Source organism: Nostoc sp., assembly GCF_036917095.1.
Taxonomy (GTDB): Bacteria; Cyanobacteriota; Cyanobacteriia; order Cyanobacteriales; family Nostocaceae; genus Nostoc.
In genome coordinates, this window is the sequence record NZ_JBALFH010000049.1 from 69723 (window position 1) to 85959 (window position 16237).

At 40.8% G+C, this 16237-nt stretch carries 16 protein-coding genes; 10 read left to right on the plus strand and 6 right to left on the minus strand.

Features of this window, described 5'->3' with window-relative positions:
- Positions 1-465: 465 nt before the first annotated feature.
- The 8 genes from V7L01_RS29970 (at position 466) to V7L01_RS30005 (ending at position 8795) form a co-directional block, all read left to right on the plus strand.
- Complete coding sequence (locus V7L01_RS29970; RefSeq protein ID WP_335041392.1) at positions 466-1347, plus strand: EboA family metabolite traffic protein; 882 nt, start codon at positions 466-468, stop codon at positions 1345-1347.
- A gap of 69 nt (positions 1348-1416) precedes the next feature.
- Positions 1417-2352, plus strand: a complete 936-nt coding sequence (locus tag V7L01_RS29975; RefSeq protein ID WP_335041393.1) for a TatD family hydrolase — start codon at positions 1417-1419, stop codon at positions 2350-2352.
- 126 nt (positions 2353-2478) lie between these two features.
- Positions 2479-3411 carry a UbiA-like protein EboC gene (gene eboC / locus V7L01_RS29980; protein WP_335041394.1) on the plus strand — a complete coding sequence of 311 codons (933 nt, stop codon included), beginning with the start codon at positions 2479-2481 and terminating at the stop codon, positions 3409-3411.
- Positions 3412-3599: 188 nt separating this feature from the next.
- Entirely contained in the window at positions 3600-4826 is a 1227-nt protein-coding gene (eboE, locus tag V7L01_RS29985) for a metabolite traffic protein EboE (RefSeq protein WP_335041395.1), read from the plus strand.
- A gap of 15 nt (positions 4827-4841) precedes the next feature.
- Complete coding sequence (locus tag V7L01_RS29990) at positions 4842-6218, plus strand: alkaline phosphatase family protein (protein ID WP_335041396.1); 1377 nt, start codon at positions 4842-4844, stop codon at positions 6216-6218.
- A gap of 261 nt (positions 6219-6479) precedes the next feature.
- Complete coding sequence (locus tag V7L01_RS29995) at positions 6480-7970, plus strand: catalase (protein WP_335041397.1); 1491 nt, start codon at positions 6480-6482, stop codon at positions 7968-7970.
- Between the two features lie 57 nt (positions 7971-8027).
- Complete coding sequence (locus V7L01_RS30000) at positions 8028-8306, plus strand: hypothetical protein (RefSeq protein ID WP_335041398.1); 279 nt, start codon at positions 8028-8030, stop codon at positions 8304-8306.
- Positions 8307-8318: 12 nt separating this feature from the next.
- Positions 8319-8795, plus strand: coding sequence for a hypothetical protein (locus V7L01_RS30005; protein WP_335041399.1), 477 nt, complete (start codon positions 8319-8321; stop codon positions 8793-8795).
- A gap of 146 nt (positions 8796-8941) precedes the next feature.
- On the opposite strand, the gene V7L01_RS30010 is transcribed toward V7L01_RS30005, so the two are convergent.
- Entirely contained in the window at positions 8942-9340 is a 399-nt protein-coding gene (locus V7L01_RS30010; RefSeq protein WP_335041400.1) for a nuclear transport factor 2 family protein, read from the minus strand.
- 171 nt (positions 9341-9511) lie between these two features.
- On the opposite strand from V7L01_RS30010, the gene V7L01_RS30015 reads away from it, so the two are divergent.
- Positions 9512-9967: a RidA family protein gene (locus V7L01_RS30015; protein ID WP_335041401.1), complete on the plus strand. Its 456-nt coding sequence runs from the start codon at positions 9512-9514 to the stop codon at positions 9965-9967.
- On the opposite strand, the gene V7L01_RS30020 is transcribed toward V7L01_RS30015, so the two are convergent.
- Entirely contained in the window at positions 9964-10971 is a 1008-nt protein-coding gene (locus V7L01_RS30020; RefSeq protein WP_335041402.1) for a zinc-binding dehydrogenase, read from the minus strand. The two genes, V7L01_RS30015 and V7L01_RS30020, sit on opposite strands and share 4 nt — an antisense overlap.
- A gap of 115 nt (positions 10972-11086) precedes the next feature.
- On the minus strand, positions 11087-11881 hold the full coding sequence (locus tag V7L01_RS30025) for an aspartyl/asparaginyl beta-hydroxylase domain-containing protein (RefSeq protein WP_335041403.1): 795 nt from the start codon (positions 11879-11881) through the stop codon (positions 11087-11089).
- A 117-nt stretch (positions 11882-11998) separates the two neighbouring features.
- Here V7L01_RS30025 and V7L01_RS30030 point away from each other — a divergent pair, with 117 nt between their 5' ends.
- The gene (locus V7L01_RS30030) at positions 11999-13468 is read left to right on the plus strand and encodes an amidohydrolase family protein (protein ID WP_335041404.1); all 1470 of its coding nucleotides are present in this window, start codon (positions 11999-12001) and stop codon (positions 13466-13468) included.
- 4 nt (positions 13469-13472) lie between these two features.
- Here V7L01_RS30030 and V7L01_RS30035 read toward each other — a convergent pair whose 3' ends face one another.
- From V7L01_RS30035 to V7L01_RS30045, 3 genes are all read right to left on the minus strand, one after another.
- Positions 13473-14297 carry an alpha/beta fold hydrolase gene (locus V7L01_RS30035; RefSeq protein WP_335041405.1) on the minus strand — a complete coding sequence of 275 codons (825 nt, stop codon included), beginning with the start codon at positions 14295-14297 and terminating at the stop codon, positions 13473-13475.
- A gap of 56 nt (positions 14298-14353) precedes the next feature.
- Positions 14354-14653, minus strand: a complete 300-nt coding sequence (locus tag V7L01_RS30040) for a protealysin inhibitor emfourin (RefSeq protein WP_335041406.1) — start codon at positions 14651-14653, stop codon at positions 14354-14356.
- A 135-nt stretch (positions 14654-14788) separates the two neighbouring features.
- A complete protein-coding gene (locus tag V7L01_RS30045; RefSeq protein ID WP_335041407.1) occupies positions 14789-15868 on the minus strand; it encodes a M4 family metallopeptidase in 1080 nt (359 codons plus the stop codon).
- Positions 15869-16237 lie beyond the last annotated feature (369 nt).

Consider the following 16237-nt stretch of genomic DNA (forward strand, 5'->3'; position numbering starts at 1 on the left):
TTTTGGAGTAACTCTAAATAGAGGTATTACTGCGATTATTTTTTGCAGTAATACATTCAAAAATAATCAACTTAAAATTTCAATAATATGTGAATAATTTATTAGACAAAATTATTCACCAAAACAATAAATTTTAGTAATTTTATTCACCTTAGTAGATAAAATCAAAAACAACCTTAATTCGTAATTTTCTCGATCCCTTGATTTTCTATTTAAGCTCGACAATAAATATCATTGTTAACAAGATTCTAATTTTATTCCGTAAGATTATTTTATGGTTTATCTAATCAAAATTATATCTTTACAGTATCTTATTTAAAATCGGGAGATTTTTATAGATTCAGTGAAGCTATAATCTCAGTAGTATATTAATTAGCTGCTAGAATCACAAAGTATCAAGTTTAGTGGTAAATTTTATACTTGGTTGTCACAAAAAAAGTTGGGCAACTTCTCCTGAAATTCATCATGAGTAAAGTAAACAAGTTACTGCATCACTGGCTGTTAAAATCTGTTTCAGAGAAAGCTTTTGCTTGGCTGGAACAGAAGCAGGCACAAATTACTAGCGGCGCTGCCGAACGAGTGTTTTTTACGGCTTTTAGTGCTGTGCCGCGTTATCTAGGTAAACAAGATTTGCAGCTAACATTCCAGGACTTGGAAGCAGCACAGGATGTGGTTCCCGGTTGGTATCCCGATCGTTGGAGTGTAGATCAAGCAGGTCGCACACTCTTGCTTTTAGCTTTGCCCCACGATGATGCTGAGGGCTATGTGCGATCGCTCGATCTAGTCTTCTCCACTGCCGATATGGGAGAGTTAGTTGTCCTTTATCAAAGTTTGCCGCTATTACCACATCCAGAGTTACATCGCCATCGCGCTGCTGAGGGAATTCGCAGCAATATGAGTAATGTATTCCAAGCGATCGCACTACGTAACCCTTATCCAGCCGATTATTTAGATAATGCTGCTTGGAATCAGATGGTGCTGAAGGCTGTGTTTGTTGGTAGTCCATTGCATCTCATTTGGGGACTGGATCGGCGTGCTAACCCAGAATTGGCGAGGATGTTAGCAGACTATGCCCATGAACGTTGGGCAGCTAAACGCTCAGTTACACCAGAACTTTGGCGACCTGTAGGGCGGTTTGCGGATAGCGCAATCATTACAGATTTGGAAAAAATACTGGCTAATGGAGATATAGACGAGCAAAAAGCAGCAGCTTTAGCTTGTGCTGAGTCGCCTTTACCCGAAGCGCAAGCATTACTTTCCCGTTACCCAGATTTACAGTCATCCATTCAACAAGGTAATCTGACTTGGAGCAGTTTTAGCCGCGAACGCCTTTTTGTTTACAGATAAGGACTGAGGACTAGGTAAAATTCCAAATACCTAATTCCTAATAAAATTTGTCGCTCATTAAATCACACCATGATGTTCATCGATCCTCACATTCACATGTGTTCGCGTACTACTTACGATTACTTAGTAATGCGGGAATATGGCATTGTCGCCGTTATTGAACCAGCCTTTTGGTTAGGACAACCCCGAACTAACGCTGGCTCATTTAAAGATTATTTCAGCAGTCTTGTGGGCTGGGAACGGTTTCGTGCTAGTCAGTTTGGCATCCAACATTACTGCACAATCGGCCTCAATCCAAAAGAAGCGAATAATGAGGCACTCGCAGCAGAAGTTCTAGAACTAATACCACTTTATGCCTGTAAAGAAGGTGTTGTTGCCATTGGTGAGATTGGCTACGACGATATGACAGAAGCAGAAGATAAGTACTTTTGTCAACAGTTAGCATTAGCCAAAGAACTCGATATGTTGGTGCTAATCCATACCCCTCATCGCAATAAAAAGGCGGGTGCTAGTAAGAGTATGGATCGCTGTATTGAATATGGCTTAGATCCCTCACAAGTAATTATTGACCACAACAACGAAGAAACCGTTGAAGAAGTATTAGGACGGGGTTTTTGGGCAGCTTTTACGATTTATCCACAGACGAAAATGGGTAACGCCAGGATGGTAGAAGTTGTCCGCAAGTATGGACGCGATAGCGTAGCGGGACGTGATAACGTTCGTCGCATCATTGTAGATAGTAGTGCTGATTGGGGTATTAGCGATCCTTTAGCAGTCCCAAAAACGGCTCAGTTAATGTTAGATAGGGGCATTCCTGAAGAAGATGTGCGAGCAGTTTGTTATGAAAATGCCCTAGCTGCTTACAGTCAAACTGGGCAGATGAAAGCGTCAGACTGGCTCAATCCCCAATCTATCGATCAACGTCAGATGTTCAATGGTAATTCTGTGTTGCGGGGACAAGAACCAGGAATCAAATCAGTTTCAGATTATGTGTTGATTGAGTAGAAAAGTGGGAGAGACGCGATTAATCGCGTCTGTACTGGGAAGTGAGGAAGAGGAATTGTATAAATATCTGTTTCATCTGTAATATGCAGTTTATTTTGAGAAATTAGTAGGTACGGAGGCAGATAAGTGAATGTTGCAAGCTTAAATTTTCAAAGCTGGCGGGGTTATCTGGAATTGATGCGTCCTGCTAATATAGTTACTGCTTGGGCGGATATTCTTGTTGGCTTTGCTGCTTCTGGCTCTGGGATTATTTTTGCTAAATTAATCAATGGAGAAGCAACTTTTACCATATTAATTCCATTAGCTTGGTTGTTATTAGCTACAACTGGTTTATACGGTGGCGGTATAGTTTTTAATGATGTTTTCGATGCTGAATTAGATGCAAAAGAGCGACCAAATAGAGCAATTCCCAGTGGTCGCGTCTCTCGTCAGAATGCTACTTTATTAGGGACTATACTATTCGCGATTGGGATTATAGCTGCTTTTCAAGTATCATTGTTGAGTGGTGCGATCGCTATATTTATCGCTCTTTCATGCCTCCTGTATGATTCACTCGCCAAACATCATCCTTTTTTCGGCCCTTTAAATATGGGTTTGTGTCGTGGCAGTAACTTATTATTAGGCGTAAGTGCTGTACCCGCAATCATAGGAGAACGTTGGTATTTGGCACTAATTCCTGTTTTGTACATTGCTGCAATCACCGCAATTAGCCAGGGTGAAGTTCACGGAGGTAAGAAGATTACAGGTGTACTAGCACTACTGCTAATTGCAATAGTTTTGACGGCAGTTTTAGCTTTAGGATTATTAGGTGAGTATAGTGCGATCGCAGCATTACCATTTGCTGTTTTATTAGCTATCAGAGTATTGCCTAATTTTGTCAAAGCGGCACGCGAACCGATAGCTGAAAACATCCGAAATGCCGTGAAAATAGGCGTTTTATCTTTAATAGTCTTAGACGCAACAGTTGCATCTGGTTTTGCTGGTTTGTATTACGGTTTATTCGTTCTAATTTTGCTACCATTTTCTATGAAGTTAGCAAAAGTATTTGCTGTTACTTAAATTTGAAGGTATACATACACCCAGTAATAGCATTTTCAACAATCTTTGCATTTGCAACAAATGAATCGGCTGTAGGGGCGCATACATAAATGTGCGCCCCTACCCATGAATGTGTGGCAGGTATGTGGTGAACTGGTAGAAATCAAAGAAAACAGATTGTTAGCATATATAGGGCATAAAGTTAGAAAATGAAAATTACAAAAGAGAGCAACTTTCATTTAACTTATTGCAGCAACATTCATCCTGGAGAAAGTTGGTTAGAGGTTTTCGCCAATTTAGAAAAGTATATTCCCGAACTCAAGTCACGTTTATCGCCTACAGAACCTTTTGGCATTGGCTTGAGGTTAGCAGATATTGCTGCAAAACAACTATTGCAAAATGATAACTTGGCTCAATTTCAAGTTTGGTTAACTCAACAAGATTTATACGTTTTTACCTTAAATGGATTTCCTTATGGTGGATTCCATCGACAGGTGGTAAAAGACCAAGTTTATGCACCAGATTGGTCTACACAAGAACGGGTAAATTATACATTAAACTTGGCGCAAATTTTAGCAACTCTGTTGCCAGAAGGACTCGATGGCGGAATTTCTACATTGCCATTATCCTATAAACCTTGGTGGGAAAAAGACCATATAACTTTCGAGACAATTCTGAAAAAAAGTTGTTTGAACATAGCATCAGTTGTTGCAGAAATGATTCACATCCATGAAGCAACAGGAAATATACTACATATTGATTTAGAACCTGAGCCTGATGGATTAATTGAAAATACCTCAGAAGTAATTGATTTCTATCAAAATTGGTTATTGCCAATTGGGGGTAATTATTTATCTGAAAAGTTAAATATTGAGCAGAGTTTAGCAGAGACTAAATTGCTAGAACACGTTCGGATTTGCTATGATACCTGCCATTTTTCAGTTGAATATGAGCAGCCAAACTCTGTATTTGCGCGTTTGCAATCGGCAGGAATTAAGATTGGCAAAATTCAAATCAGCGCAGCAATTCAAGTCAAAATACCTGCTGAAATAGAGAAACGTAATTTGATAGTTGAGCGTTTACGTCCTTTTGCTGAATCAACTTATCTTCACCAGGTAATAGAACGTCGCAGTGATGGTACACTTCATCACTATCCTGATTTAATAACTGCATTACCACATTTAGAGCAATCTTTAGCTGAAGAGTGGCGAACTCACTTCCATGTCCCAATTTTTATTCATGATTATCAAATTTTGCAATCTACCCAAGATGACATTGCTACTGTTTTGCATCTACTTCAAACAAACGATGCTTGCTTCCATTTAGAAATAGAGACTTACACTTGGGATGTATTGCCATCAGAAATGAAGATAGATTTGCTAACTTCTATTCAACGGGAATATGAGTGGGTATTACAAGAATTTGCCGCAAATTAAGAGGAGATTAATTTCATGCAGAAAACGGTTGTTCTAAATGTCGTGGGATTAACACCCAATTTACTAGGAGAAAATACACCGTTTTTATCTTCTTGGGCGACTATTGGGCAAGTAGTTCCCATCGCAACAGTTTTACCTGCTGTAACTTGTTCTGTTCAGGCTACTTATTTAACAGGAAAATTGCCTGATGAACATGGAATTGTTGCTAATGGTTGGTACTTCCGCGATGAGTGTGAAGTTAAGTTTTGGCGACAATCTAATAAACTAGTACAGGCTCCCAAAGTTTGGGAAATAGCTAAATCAATCGATCCAAACTTCACTTGTGCCAACCTTTTTTGGTGGTACAACATGTATTCTTCAGTAGATTATGCGATTACGCCGCGCCCGATGTATCCCGCAGATGGCAGAAAACTACCTGATATTTATACTCATCCTGCTGATGTGCGATCGCAAATTCAATCTGATTTAGGAAACTTCCCTTTGTTCGATTTCTGGGGCCCAAAAACTTCCATTAGTTCTAGCCAATGGATTGCCAATTCAGCAAAATGGATTGAGGAACGTTATAGCCCTACATTATCACTAGTTTATCTGCCACATTTAGATTACTGTCTGCAAAAATTTGGTCGCGATGAAACACAGATTCAAGCCGATTTGCGAGAAATTGATGCTGTTTGTGGCGATTTAATTGAATATTATCAAGCACGTAATACTCAAGTAATTATTCTTTCTGAGTATGGTATTACCCCAGTTTCCAAAGCAGTGGATCTCAACCGCGTATTAAGGGAAAACGGTTTAATTGCTGTGCGGGAAGAATTGGGGCGAGAACTGCTCGATTTTGGTGCTAGCATTGCCTTTGCTGTTGCCGATCATCAAATTGCTCATGTATATGTCAACGATCCGGCGTACATCCCGAAAGTGCGATCGCTTTTAGAAGCGACTGAAGGCGTAGCGCAGGTATTGGATGAAGAGGGTAAACAAACCTACCACCTTGCTCATCCTAGATCGGGGGAATTAGTTGCGATCGCCGCACCTAATGCTTGGTTTACCTATTATTATTGGCTTGATGATGCAAAAGCGCCTGATTTTGCTAAAACTGTAGATATCCACCGCAAACCTGGTTACGATCCTGTAGAACTTTTCCTCGATCCGCAAATTAAATTTCCTCAGGGGAAAATTGCTCTCAAGCTACTTAAGAAACAACTGGGTTTTCGCTACTTAATGGACGTGATTCCTCTGGATGCTTCCCTAGTACGTGGCTCTCACGGTCACATTACCACTTCTGTTGCTGAGGGGCCTCTATTTATCACCCATCAAACTCACCTAGTTGATGAAAATCGCATTGAAGCCACAGATGTTTGCTCGTTGATTCTCAAACATTTAAATCAGTCGTAGCGAGTGGAAAAACTCTGGTGAGGGTGATTCCGCCATAACGGCTGAATTCAAAAATCAATTCGGATTTCTATGTAGTCCTAAATATTACTCCCAAAAATACAAAAAAAAGTCCTTGTAATTCATAGTCATTTCGAGTATGCTTTTTATATAAACTCGTTATGACTATGAATTAGATTGTTCTATCAGTAGGCATCCGTCAATCTACTGACTAAAATGTACTGTGGCCAATCTGAGTAACCTACATGGAGAGCTTCTTTACCGATGACTGAACCTCAAAACTTGACAACTGCTGACGGTATTCCTGTTGCCGATAACCAGAACTCACTCACTGCCGGGCCGCGTGGGCCTGTGTTAATGCAGGATTTTCACCTCTTAGAAAAGCTGGCTCATTTCAACAGAGAACGTATTCCTGAAAGAGTTGTCCACGCTAAAGGTGCTGCTGCTCACGGCACATTTACAGTCACCAATGACATCACCCGCTACAGTAAAGCCAAACTTTTTTCTGAAATTGGCAAGAAAACGGAAGTTCTCCTGCGCTTTTCTACAGTCGGAGGAGAAAAGGGTTCAGCAGATGCCGAGCGCGATCCTAGAGGTTTTGCCATCAAGTTTTACACTGAAGAGGGCAACTGGGATATCACAGGCAACAATACCCCTATTTTCTTCATCCGCGATCCCCTGAAGTTTCCTGATTTCATCCATACCCAAAAACGCAATCCCCAAACCAATTGCAAAGACCAGAATGCAAAGTGGGATTTTTGGTCGCTTAGTCCAGAATCGCTTCACCAAGTGACAATCCTCTTTTCAGATCGGGGAATTCCCAAAACCTATCGACATATGGATGGCTTTGGTAGCCACACCTTCAGTTTAATTAATGCTCAGGGCGATCGCGTCTGGTGTAAATTTCACTTTAAGACTTTACAAGGGCATCAAACCTTGACGGAGCAAGAATCGGCGAAGCTCAAAGGCGAAGATCCAGACCATGCGACTCACGATCTATTTGAAGCGATCGCTCAAGGAGACTATCCCAAGTGGAGGATGTGTATTCAGGTGATGACCGAAGAGCAAGCGGCAAAACATCCTGATAATCCTTTTGACTTGACCAAAGTTTGGAAGCAAGGAGAGTATCCCTTAATCGAAGTCGGGATATTAGAGCTAAATCGTAACCCTGAGAATTATTTTGCCGAAGTCGAACAAGCTGCTTTTAGCCCTAGTGCAGTCGTTCCTGGTGTTAGTTTCTCTCCAGACAAAATGCTTCAAGCTCGCATCTTTTCTTACCCAGATGCTCAACGGTATCGCTTGGGTGGTAACTATCAGCAACTACCCGTTAACCAGCCCAAATGTCCAGTGATGCATAATCAGCGAGATGGCTTCATGGCGTTAGCAAACAACGGCGGTAGCGCTCCCAACTACGAACCGAATAGTGCTGAGGGTACGCCCAAAGAAAATCCAGCCTATGCAGAACCACCTAGCCATTTGGGTGATGTCAGCGTCGATCGTTACAATCATCGTGAAGGTAACGACGATTACACCCAAGCAGGTAATCTGTATCGGTTACTGACTCCTGAACAACAAGAGCGTCTGGCTAAAAATATTGTCGGTAGTCTCTCTCAAGCAAGGGAAGACATCCAAATGCGCCAACTTTGCCACTTCTTCCGGGCAGATATTTCTTATGGTCGTCGTGTAGCTGAAGGATTGGGCATTTCAATCGATCCTTCGTTGCTTCCAGCTATTACTCAACCTGTAGCTATTTAGTGCAAGAAGGCAGGGGGACAAGAGTCATTCTCCCCCTCCTGACTTAAAAATAAAACTTTGGCTAAAAACCAAGCTCCAGAAGAGAAGGACAGGCTCTTTGTATCAACCCTGAGCCGAAGTTACCGCATTTTCATGCATAGCGGTAAAATTTTTTTGGCCTTGCAGAGAAAGCAGGATGATTTGGCAACTTCTAAAATTCCCCCCCTGCTTCCCCTGCCTCCCCTGCTGTCCCCAATTCATCCCACTGTTCTGCACATTTTTTCATTACGGCTGCCTTCTAAATCCCTAAGCAATACGGTAAGTAGCAATGATAGTATATTTTCATGGCTGCTCTAATCCTTGCTATTAATGAACAAACTATTGGATGAAACGCTGTCAATCAAAATTGCTGAAAGCATAAACAGCAGAGCTAGCACTCCGTTTGATAATGCTTACAAAGCAGCATTATCGACCGAGGGAGCAAAATATATTCAGGGATTTTTAGCTTTTGGCGGGAAGCCATACAGACCGGTTGAACACAGTTGGATTGAGATAGGCGATGCCTCCGATGTCCGCATTATCGATCCCACATTACCGCACCTAAACAAAAATCCCCAAGAACTCTGGTATTTTGCAGCACAAAGGCTGACCGTTAAAAAGCTGAAAGCGCTCATTGAAGAATCGAAAGAAGATTATCCAGAAGACGATCCATTGCCAATCTATGGCGATCCACCTTATGAATATTACGGTGATGTTATGTTGGGTGGTCAAGACTATTTAGCAGCATATCAAGCCGCAGAGGCTAAGTGCAGAGAAATCAACGAACTCAGCCCTGAGAAAAATTAACAAAAGTGAATTAAATAATTCGTAGTTACAAATTATGAATTAGGCACTTCCAGTTAAAAAAATATCCCGTCGTAGGGGCGCAAGGCCTTGCGCCCCTACAAATCTATAAATAATTTGGGATAATTTATTTTTTGCAAGTCCCTTATTTAATACGATTTCCCATCGCTGCCAAAGTATTCCCTATAGCCACAAATTTTGTCCCCACGCACATCAAACGAAACCGCTACCCGATTTTTGTAAAGCTGTCCGAACAAAAGTCCTTCATCCCGAAACTCAAAGACAGCCGTCGTTTCATTGCTAGTAACACGGTCTAGACCAGTCAGGTTCAAACCAGGGCTAAAGGATTCAAAAACATACTCAAAAAATTCTCTAGCTCGCTCTTTTCCTACATTCGAGCCGTGGAATTTACCCATTGGAAACCAAAGGGTAAAATCTTCTGTGAGCATATCTAACAATGGTTCCCACTTTCCTGTTGCCATACCATGCGTCAGATTTTCAAACGCCTGTCGAGCAACTTTTAAAGTATTTTCTGAATCTTGTGTCATTATCGCTCCCCTTTAATATCCAACTTTTATCCAATTTTGCTTTTTAGGTCGTAAAATTACTACCATTAGTGAATTTTGCTAATTCATCTTGCAAAATTTGCACATAATTTAATTAATCGTAAAAGTATTTGTGTTGTTGAAAGTCGGTTAATTGCCAAATTCAGGAGATGCATGATGTCCTATCGTGAAGTGATTATTCCCAAAGGGATGGAAATTCTTTTTGAAAAGTTTCATTATTGTCCTGGGATTAAAGTTGGGAATACCTTATATATTTCAGGACAAGTAGGCAGAGATGAGAATTTGCAAGTTGTTAAGGGAATAGAAGCCCAGTTTGTTCAAGCTTTTGAGAATGTTAATCAGGTACTAGAAGCGGGAGGAGCTACATTCGATAATGTAGTTGAGATGATTACATACCATGTCACTGGAACAGGACTAGGCGAACTTCAAACAGAAATAATAGCTTCTGGTCAATCACCTGATATCATTCCATTTTTACCAATTTTTATGCAGGTAAAAGACCGCTATTTCATCAATAACTTTCCTACCTGGACTGGTCTGGGGGTAGTGGGACTATCTACCCCAGGACTAATCGTTGAGATTAAATGTACAGCAATTGTTGACAGCTAAAACCTGACAACTACTTTACCGCAATTTTTACCACTAAGCAGATATTCGACAGCAGCGGGAATGGATTCTATGCTGTTAAACTGGGTTGGGTCAATAGCAACTTGGAGTTTCCTAGAGTAGAACAAGTTTAAGAGGCGATCGCGTGCCTCTGCCATATGTTCTTTATAATGAGGCATGAGAAAGCCTCTCACAGAAGCTGCTTTCCAAAATAGCTGGTGATAAAGGCGTGATTGTGTAATTTGTTCTACATTATTTGCGTATTCGGAGATAAAACCAACCACTACTAAGCGTCCCCGGACTGCCAAGTTTTCAACGCAAGTATCAAATACGGCTTTGCCTACACATTCAAAAATTAGATTAATCCCGTTAGGGTATTCTTGCTTGAGGACTTGATTGAGGTTTTCTGTGCGATAGTTGATAATGCGATCGCACCCTAATTCTCTCAGTAACTTTGCCTTAGCCTCAGAACTACAAGTACCAACAACATGATTACCAGCTAGCTTTGCCAATTGCACCGCAATATGACCAGTTCCCCCTGCTGCTGCTGTCACTAAAACTACTTCATTACTTTTCATCTCTCCCACTTGTTCCAATGCAACCAAGGCTGATACACCTGTAGGTATCAGGGTTAGCACCTCTGGCGTTGCTTCTTGCACCTTTACCGCTAAGTTTGCATCGATAACCTGATATTCTCGATAACCGCCGCCACGCACGGTAGTTACTACAGCATCACCTATTTGAAAATCTTTAACATTTTCACCGATAGCGACAACTGTTCCCACAGCTTCCACACCTAAATCAAAGGGAGGAATTAAGTTAACATAGGGAACATCACCACGACAAAGTAAAGTATCAAAGCCACCGTTAACGCCAGCAAACTTGTTTTGAATTAAAAGTTCATTAGCAGCAGGTTTGGAAATCGAAATTTCGACAATTTCAACGGCAGATTTAAAATCTTGGTTAAGTTGCTTTGCTCTTAACTTTCTGTAAATTTTTACATTCATTGATATAAGATAAGTCGGCGCAAATATTTTAAGCTATGTTAATAAATTTGAATCTAGGGTGCGTTAGCCGAAAGCATAACGCACCATCAACAATCGTAGCTGCATTACACTGAGCTTATAAAGCTTTATCCCACTCTAATTGATGAGCTAAACCATATTTGATAAAATCTTCTTGTTTAGCTTTATCGCTTTTCCCAAAAACACCTAAACTGTAAGGATTATCTTGCATACGTTGTGTGACTTGCTCTTTTTCAAATCGGATAACTTCATCTCTAGGTTTATCCGGTTTAAAAAAGTCTACAACCAAGACAGTTCTATCATAATTAGTGTAATTATGGGGGCAGTGTGGATAGCTATGATCTAAAACCAAAAATTTTCCTTCATGCCAATAAAGTTGCTCGTGGCATATTTTCATAGCCACATCTCCCTCTGGCACTATCAATCCTAGATAGCCACGATTCATATGAGGATTATAGTTCACATGCAGCTTGATATCCAAGCCGGGATGGAATGTACCAAAATACACATTTCTGAGAATTTCATCATCAAGAAAGTTGACTTTTTCTATTACTTCAGCCAAATTTGGGAAATATTTCTCTCTTAATGCAAGTGCTTTTTGTGATGCATCATCTGATCCATAATCAGGATATTCTATTTGATGTGCCTGAATATATTTTTCAATAAACATACCTTGAAATAAAATCCCAAAAGCACTGTATTTTGCATCGCCCTTGGTTTTAATTGTTTGACTTTTAGGCCCAAGAATATCATAAGTTAACTTCAACTCCTTGTCAGATGCATCCTTAATAAAATGTGTAAACTCATCTCTAATCACTTGCCAGTTATCTTCAAAATTTTTGAGAAAAGGAAATTGCTTTGGGTCTATATGATACTCATTAAAAGTTTCCATTGTCTTTTCTCCTAAAGATAATTGAATAAAAAACCATTACATGGTGCTAGGATTTGGTCTGCATCCCGGTATGATGTTGGAATTCTTGACTAAACTCATTTTAGTGTGAGGTCTACTGTGTCTGAAACTCCCGTCTTAGATCAAATTATCAAAAATGTGCGGGTAGTTCGTCCCCATCAGGATGCAATCGAACTACTTGATTTAGGCATTAAGGATGGAAAATTTGCTCAGATTGCCCCTAATATTAGCCCAGACACAGGCAAAGAGGTATTTGATGGCAAAAACTTGTTGGGCTTTCCTGGGGTCGTGGATGCCCACATGCACATCGGTATCTATCAACCTCTCGATAAAGATGCTGTGACTGAAAGCAAAGCAGCCGCAATGGGAGGCGTAACTACCAGTTTAAATTACATCCGTACAGGGCAGTATTATCTCAACAAAGGCGGTTCTTACCGAGATTTTTTTCCAGAGGTGTTGGCATTATCCGCAGGTAATTTTTTTGTCGATTACAGCTATCACATCGCACCTATAGCTAGCCAGCATATCGACGAAATACCTTTATTGTTTGAAGAACACGGTGTCTCTTCGTTTAAAATTTTCATGTTTTATGGCGGATATGGGTTGCATGGTTTGTCAGACCAGCAAAACCTCTTTTTAATGATTAACAAAGAGGAACGATATGATTTCGCTCATTTTGAATTTATTATGCGTGGTCTAACTCGCTTGATGGAGAAACATCCAGAAGCGCGAGATACTATCAGCTTGAGTTTGCACTGTGAAGTTGCAGAAATTCTCAACGCCTATACCAAAATAGTTGAAAACGATTCTAGTCTTAGCGGACTACACGCTTACAGCGCAGCACGTCCTCCTCATTCCGAAGGTTTAGCAATTTGCATTGCTTCTTATTTGGCACATGAAACTAATTGTGCAAATATCAATTTGTTACATCTGAGTTCGCGTAAGGCAATGGAAGCAGCTTTGACTATGCAAACTGCTTTTCCTCATATCAATTTTCGGCGAGAAGTCACTATCGGACATTTGTTATTAGATGTGGATACTCCCAACACAATTTGGGCAAAAGTTAACCCTCCTATCCGTCCCCGTGCCGATGTGGAATACTTGTGGCAAGCAGTACTCAATAATCAAGTAGATTGGATAGTTAGCGACCACGCTTGCTGTTCTGCTGAACAAAAAAGAAGTGCTAAAGACCCGAATAATATTTGGTTAGCAAAGTCTGGTTTTGGCGGTACAGAATATTTACTTTCTGGTGTATTTAGTGAAGGTAGCAAGCGGGGAATGTCCTACAATCACATAGCTAAATTGCTATCTTGGAACCCATCCCGACGCTTTGGTTTGTTAGAAAAAGGCGATATTGCCATTGGTTATGATGCTGATTTGGTGTTGATAGACCCAAATGAAAGCTTTGTGGTACGTGCGGCTGAGTCAGAATCACAACAAGGTTATACACCTTTTGAAGGAGTTGAGCTAACTGGGCGAGTAAAGAGTACCTTTTTACGGGGAAATTTGATTTACAATTACGGACAGGTTTTAGGTTCTCCGACTGGGCGATATTTAAAAAGAGCATAGAGTTTTAAACATTTGTATTGTCCAAAAACTCTATAATTACCTTTGATATATCTTCAGGAATTTGGTTCATCATACAGATGGTTCCATCTGGAAGCTCTACAACCTTAGCGTGGGGAATTGCTTGTGATAAGAAATATCGGTCTTTTGCAAGTGCTAAACCTAATTTTTGGAATTCTTCCACATCGTCAATTCCCCAGACTATCAGCGTGGGACACTTAATTGAAGTAAACCTTTGGGCGGCATCTACACAGTAATTTCCTACTGCCCAAACTGCATATAAAGGATAGCCAAAGCATTTCAAATCATCTAAAACCCAACGATGATTTAAATCAGCAGAACCCACATATCTGGAACGGGCTAACCATCTTTCCATCAAGTGAGAACCATCTTCTTTGATGACGAAACCTTCCTGAAACCGCCTCATTAAATCTGCTTTTCCAGCTTCACCAAAACCAGCAACGTTACACAAGATTAAATTCTTGACCCGTTCCGGATAAGCTGCGGCTACTTCTCCAGAAACGAAAGCGCCCGTGTGGTTCCCCAGAATGTTTGTTTGTTCAATACCCAACTCATCCAACAAGGCAATAACAGTTTTAGCGTAGTCCGCCACTGAATACAATTTTGGCGGTTTATCAGACTCACCAAAACCTATGAAATCCATCGCTATCACGCGGTACTTTTTTATCAAAATGGACATTAATTCCCGATATTCATCACTACTGCGGGGGTTCATATGCAGTAATAACAAAGGCTCTCCTTCACCGCCAAGCCGATAAAGAATCTGTCCATCTTCAGTGTCTAAAAAAGCTCGCTTGATTGGTTTATTCATAGTACCCTGATAAATTTAAAATTTATATTCAGCCTTTATTTAACTTCTTCAGCAAATTAGCTTTTCTGTGGTATGTTCTGTAGCCATTCAATCAGGGGTCTTAAGGTTCCTGGCAATGCTGCTTCACCGACAGTCACCGTATGCTGCTTACCGTTATCTTCTACTGTTAACTTATACTGAAAGCGATCGCTCTGGGAATTTGGCGAGGTAATGTGTTCGGGTAGCCTAAATAAATCAGCAGCTTCCACCAGCTGAGGAAGGGTGTTGGCTTCGTTTGGCGGGAGAGTATCTGTATCAACGGTTGTTTTCTTGGTAATCCCAGCAAAGCCGCCCGTGCGTTCAAAGGATATCCGCATTTTTTGCTCTCCGTTGCGCTACTTGGTTGGGATAAATACAAAAATTGGGAGATGATAGTTTTCACCTCCCAGTTTAGCAACAACAAGTAGTACATCTAAAAGTTAGAAATTAAAAAAAACTCCCAACTCCTAACTCTAAATAACTCCTACCTTTTGCCAAGCGTTCTGCACAGCTTTTTGCTCATTACTGTCATTACCGTAGAGTTCGCCAGCAACTTGAATCGTGACGCTGGCAGCTTTTTTAAAATCTGCTTTGGCACTCAAGCGATCGCGTAAAGCTATGTACCAGATTTTACCAACTGTTTCCCAGGCATAACCACCAATCTCAACAGCGGCTAGATAAAAGGCATGGTTAGGAATTCCTGAGTTGATATGCACCCCGCCGTTATCATCAGTACCAGTATATTTATCTTTCATATGGGCTGGTTGCGGATCTTTACCCAATATTGGATCGTCGTATGCTGTTCCCGGTGCTTTCAGCGATCGCAGGGCAACACCTTTAACAGTCGGGACTAAAAGACCTTCGCCAATAAGCCAGTCTGCCTCTTGTGCAGTCTGATTTTTGGTCTTTTGTTTCACCAAGGAACCAAAGACATCAGAAAACGATTCATTTAGTGCCCCTGGTTCACCGTAATACTGTAAACCTGCTTCATACTGGGTTATACCATGAACTAGCTCATGCCCAATCACATCAATTGATTTCGTGAAGCATTGAAACAGTTCTCCGTCACCATCACCATAAACCATCTGGTCGCCGTTCCAAAAGGCGTTATCGTATTTGACGCCATAATGCACGGTAGAATCTAAACGCAGTCCTTTGTCGTCAATAGAATTGCGATCGAATATTTCATAAAACAATTCATAAGTAGCACCAGCAGCATCGTAGGCTTGATTCACTGCTTCATCACTGCTTGGTGGATCTCCTTCAGCACGCACCAATGTGCCAGGGAGTTGCTGGCCATATTTTGCATCGTAGATGGTGCGGCGCTTCTCACCCGGAGAAGGCGCAAAGGAGACATTACCTACAATGTTTCTTCGTCCTAGAAATTGTGCCGAAATATTTAATGTATGAAAAGCCCAACTACGCTGTTGGGGATTCCCATTTACAACCACATTTTCTAGCATGTGGGGCGGGATAATACAACAAATAGGGCATCTAGAGTTTAGTGGATGCTCATACTTAAACCGGGCTGATTTCTTTTTATTTCGAGCCATCCAAGATATTCTCCTTTTGAAACTAAGTGATGGCAAACAAAGGAGCAGAAAAATGAATCCAAATCGCGTGTCCCTGGTTTATTTTCTGAAAAATTTTTCTACTCTGTATTTTCGGATAGGTCTGTGGAGGATGGATAGTACCCTCATGGGGTACTTTTGATGTGGAAATATTGCTTAAAAACACAAGGACAGCTTAAATACCGAAACTTTCAGCTAGAATCCTTGCGTGAGTTAGCAAAACCTCCTTTACAGACCTAATGCGTTTATATATTAATTGTTACTATATTCCACTCAACTGAGAACCGCTATATTTATCATTCTTGACTCGAATTAGTCTTTCTAGATGGTGCAGAGTATTGGTACTACTCT

What these genes read in the sequence shown, in the direction of transcription:
- V7L01_RS29970 (WP_335041392.1), top strand. Translation starts at nt 466, where the DNA reads ATGAGTAAAGTAAACAAGTTACTGCATCACTGGCTGTTAAAATCTGTT.
- V7L01_RS29975 (WP_335041393.1), top strand. Translation starts at nt 1,417, where the DNA reads ATGATGTTCATCGATCCTCACATTCACATGTGTTCGCGTACTACTTAC.
- eboE (WP_335041395.1), top strand. Translation starts at nt 3,600, where the DNA reads ATGAAAATTACAAAAGAGAGCAACTTTCATTTAACTTATTGCAGCAAC.
- V7L01_RS29990 (WP_335041396.1), top strand. Translation starts at nt 4,842, where the DNA reads ATGCAGAAAACGGTTGTTCTAAATGTCGTGGGATTAACACCCAATTTA.
- V7L01_RS29995 (WP_335041397.1), top strand. Translation starts at nt 6,480, where the DNA reads ATGACTGAACCTCAAAACTTGACAACTGCTGACGGTATTCCTGTTGCC.
- V7L01_RS30005 (WP_335041399.1), top strand. Translation starts at nt 8,319, where the DNA reads ATGAACAAACTATTGGATGAAACGCTGTCAATCAAAATTGCTGAAAGC.
- V7L01_RS30010 (WP_335041400.1), bottom strand. Translation starts at nt 9,340, where the DNA reads ATGACACAAGATTCAGAAAATACTTTAAAAGTTGCTCGACAGGCGTTT.
- V7L01_RS30015 (WP_335041401.1), top strand. Translation starts at nt 9,512, where the DNA reads ATGATGTCCTATCGTGAAGTGATTATTCCCAAAGGGATGGAAATTCTT.
- V7L01_RS30020 (WP_335041402.1), bottom strand. Translation starts at nt 10,971, where the DNA reads ATGAATGTAAAAATTTACAGAAAGTTAAGAGCAAAGCAACTTAACCAA.
- V7L01_RS30025 (WP_335041403.1), bottom strand. Translation starts at nt 11,881, where the DNA reads ATGGAAACTTTTAATGAGTATCATATAGACCCAAAGCAATTTCCTTTT.
- V7L01_RS30035 (WP_335041405.1), bottom strand. Translation starts at nt 14,297, where the DNA reads ATGAATAAACCAATCAAGCGAGCTTTTTTAGACACTGAAGATGGACAG.
- V7L01_RS30040 (WP_335041406.1), bottom strand. Translation starts at nt 14,653, where the DNA reads ATGCGGATATCCTTTGAACGCACGGGCGGCTTTGCTGGGATTACCAAG.
- V7L01_RS30045 (WP_335041407.1), bottom strand. Translation starts at nt 15,868, where the DNA reads ATGGCTCGAAATAAAAAGAAATCAGCCCGGTTTAAGTATGAGCATCCA.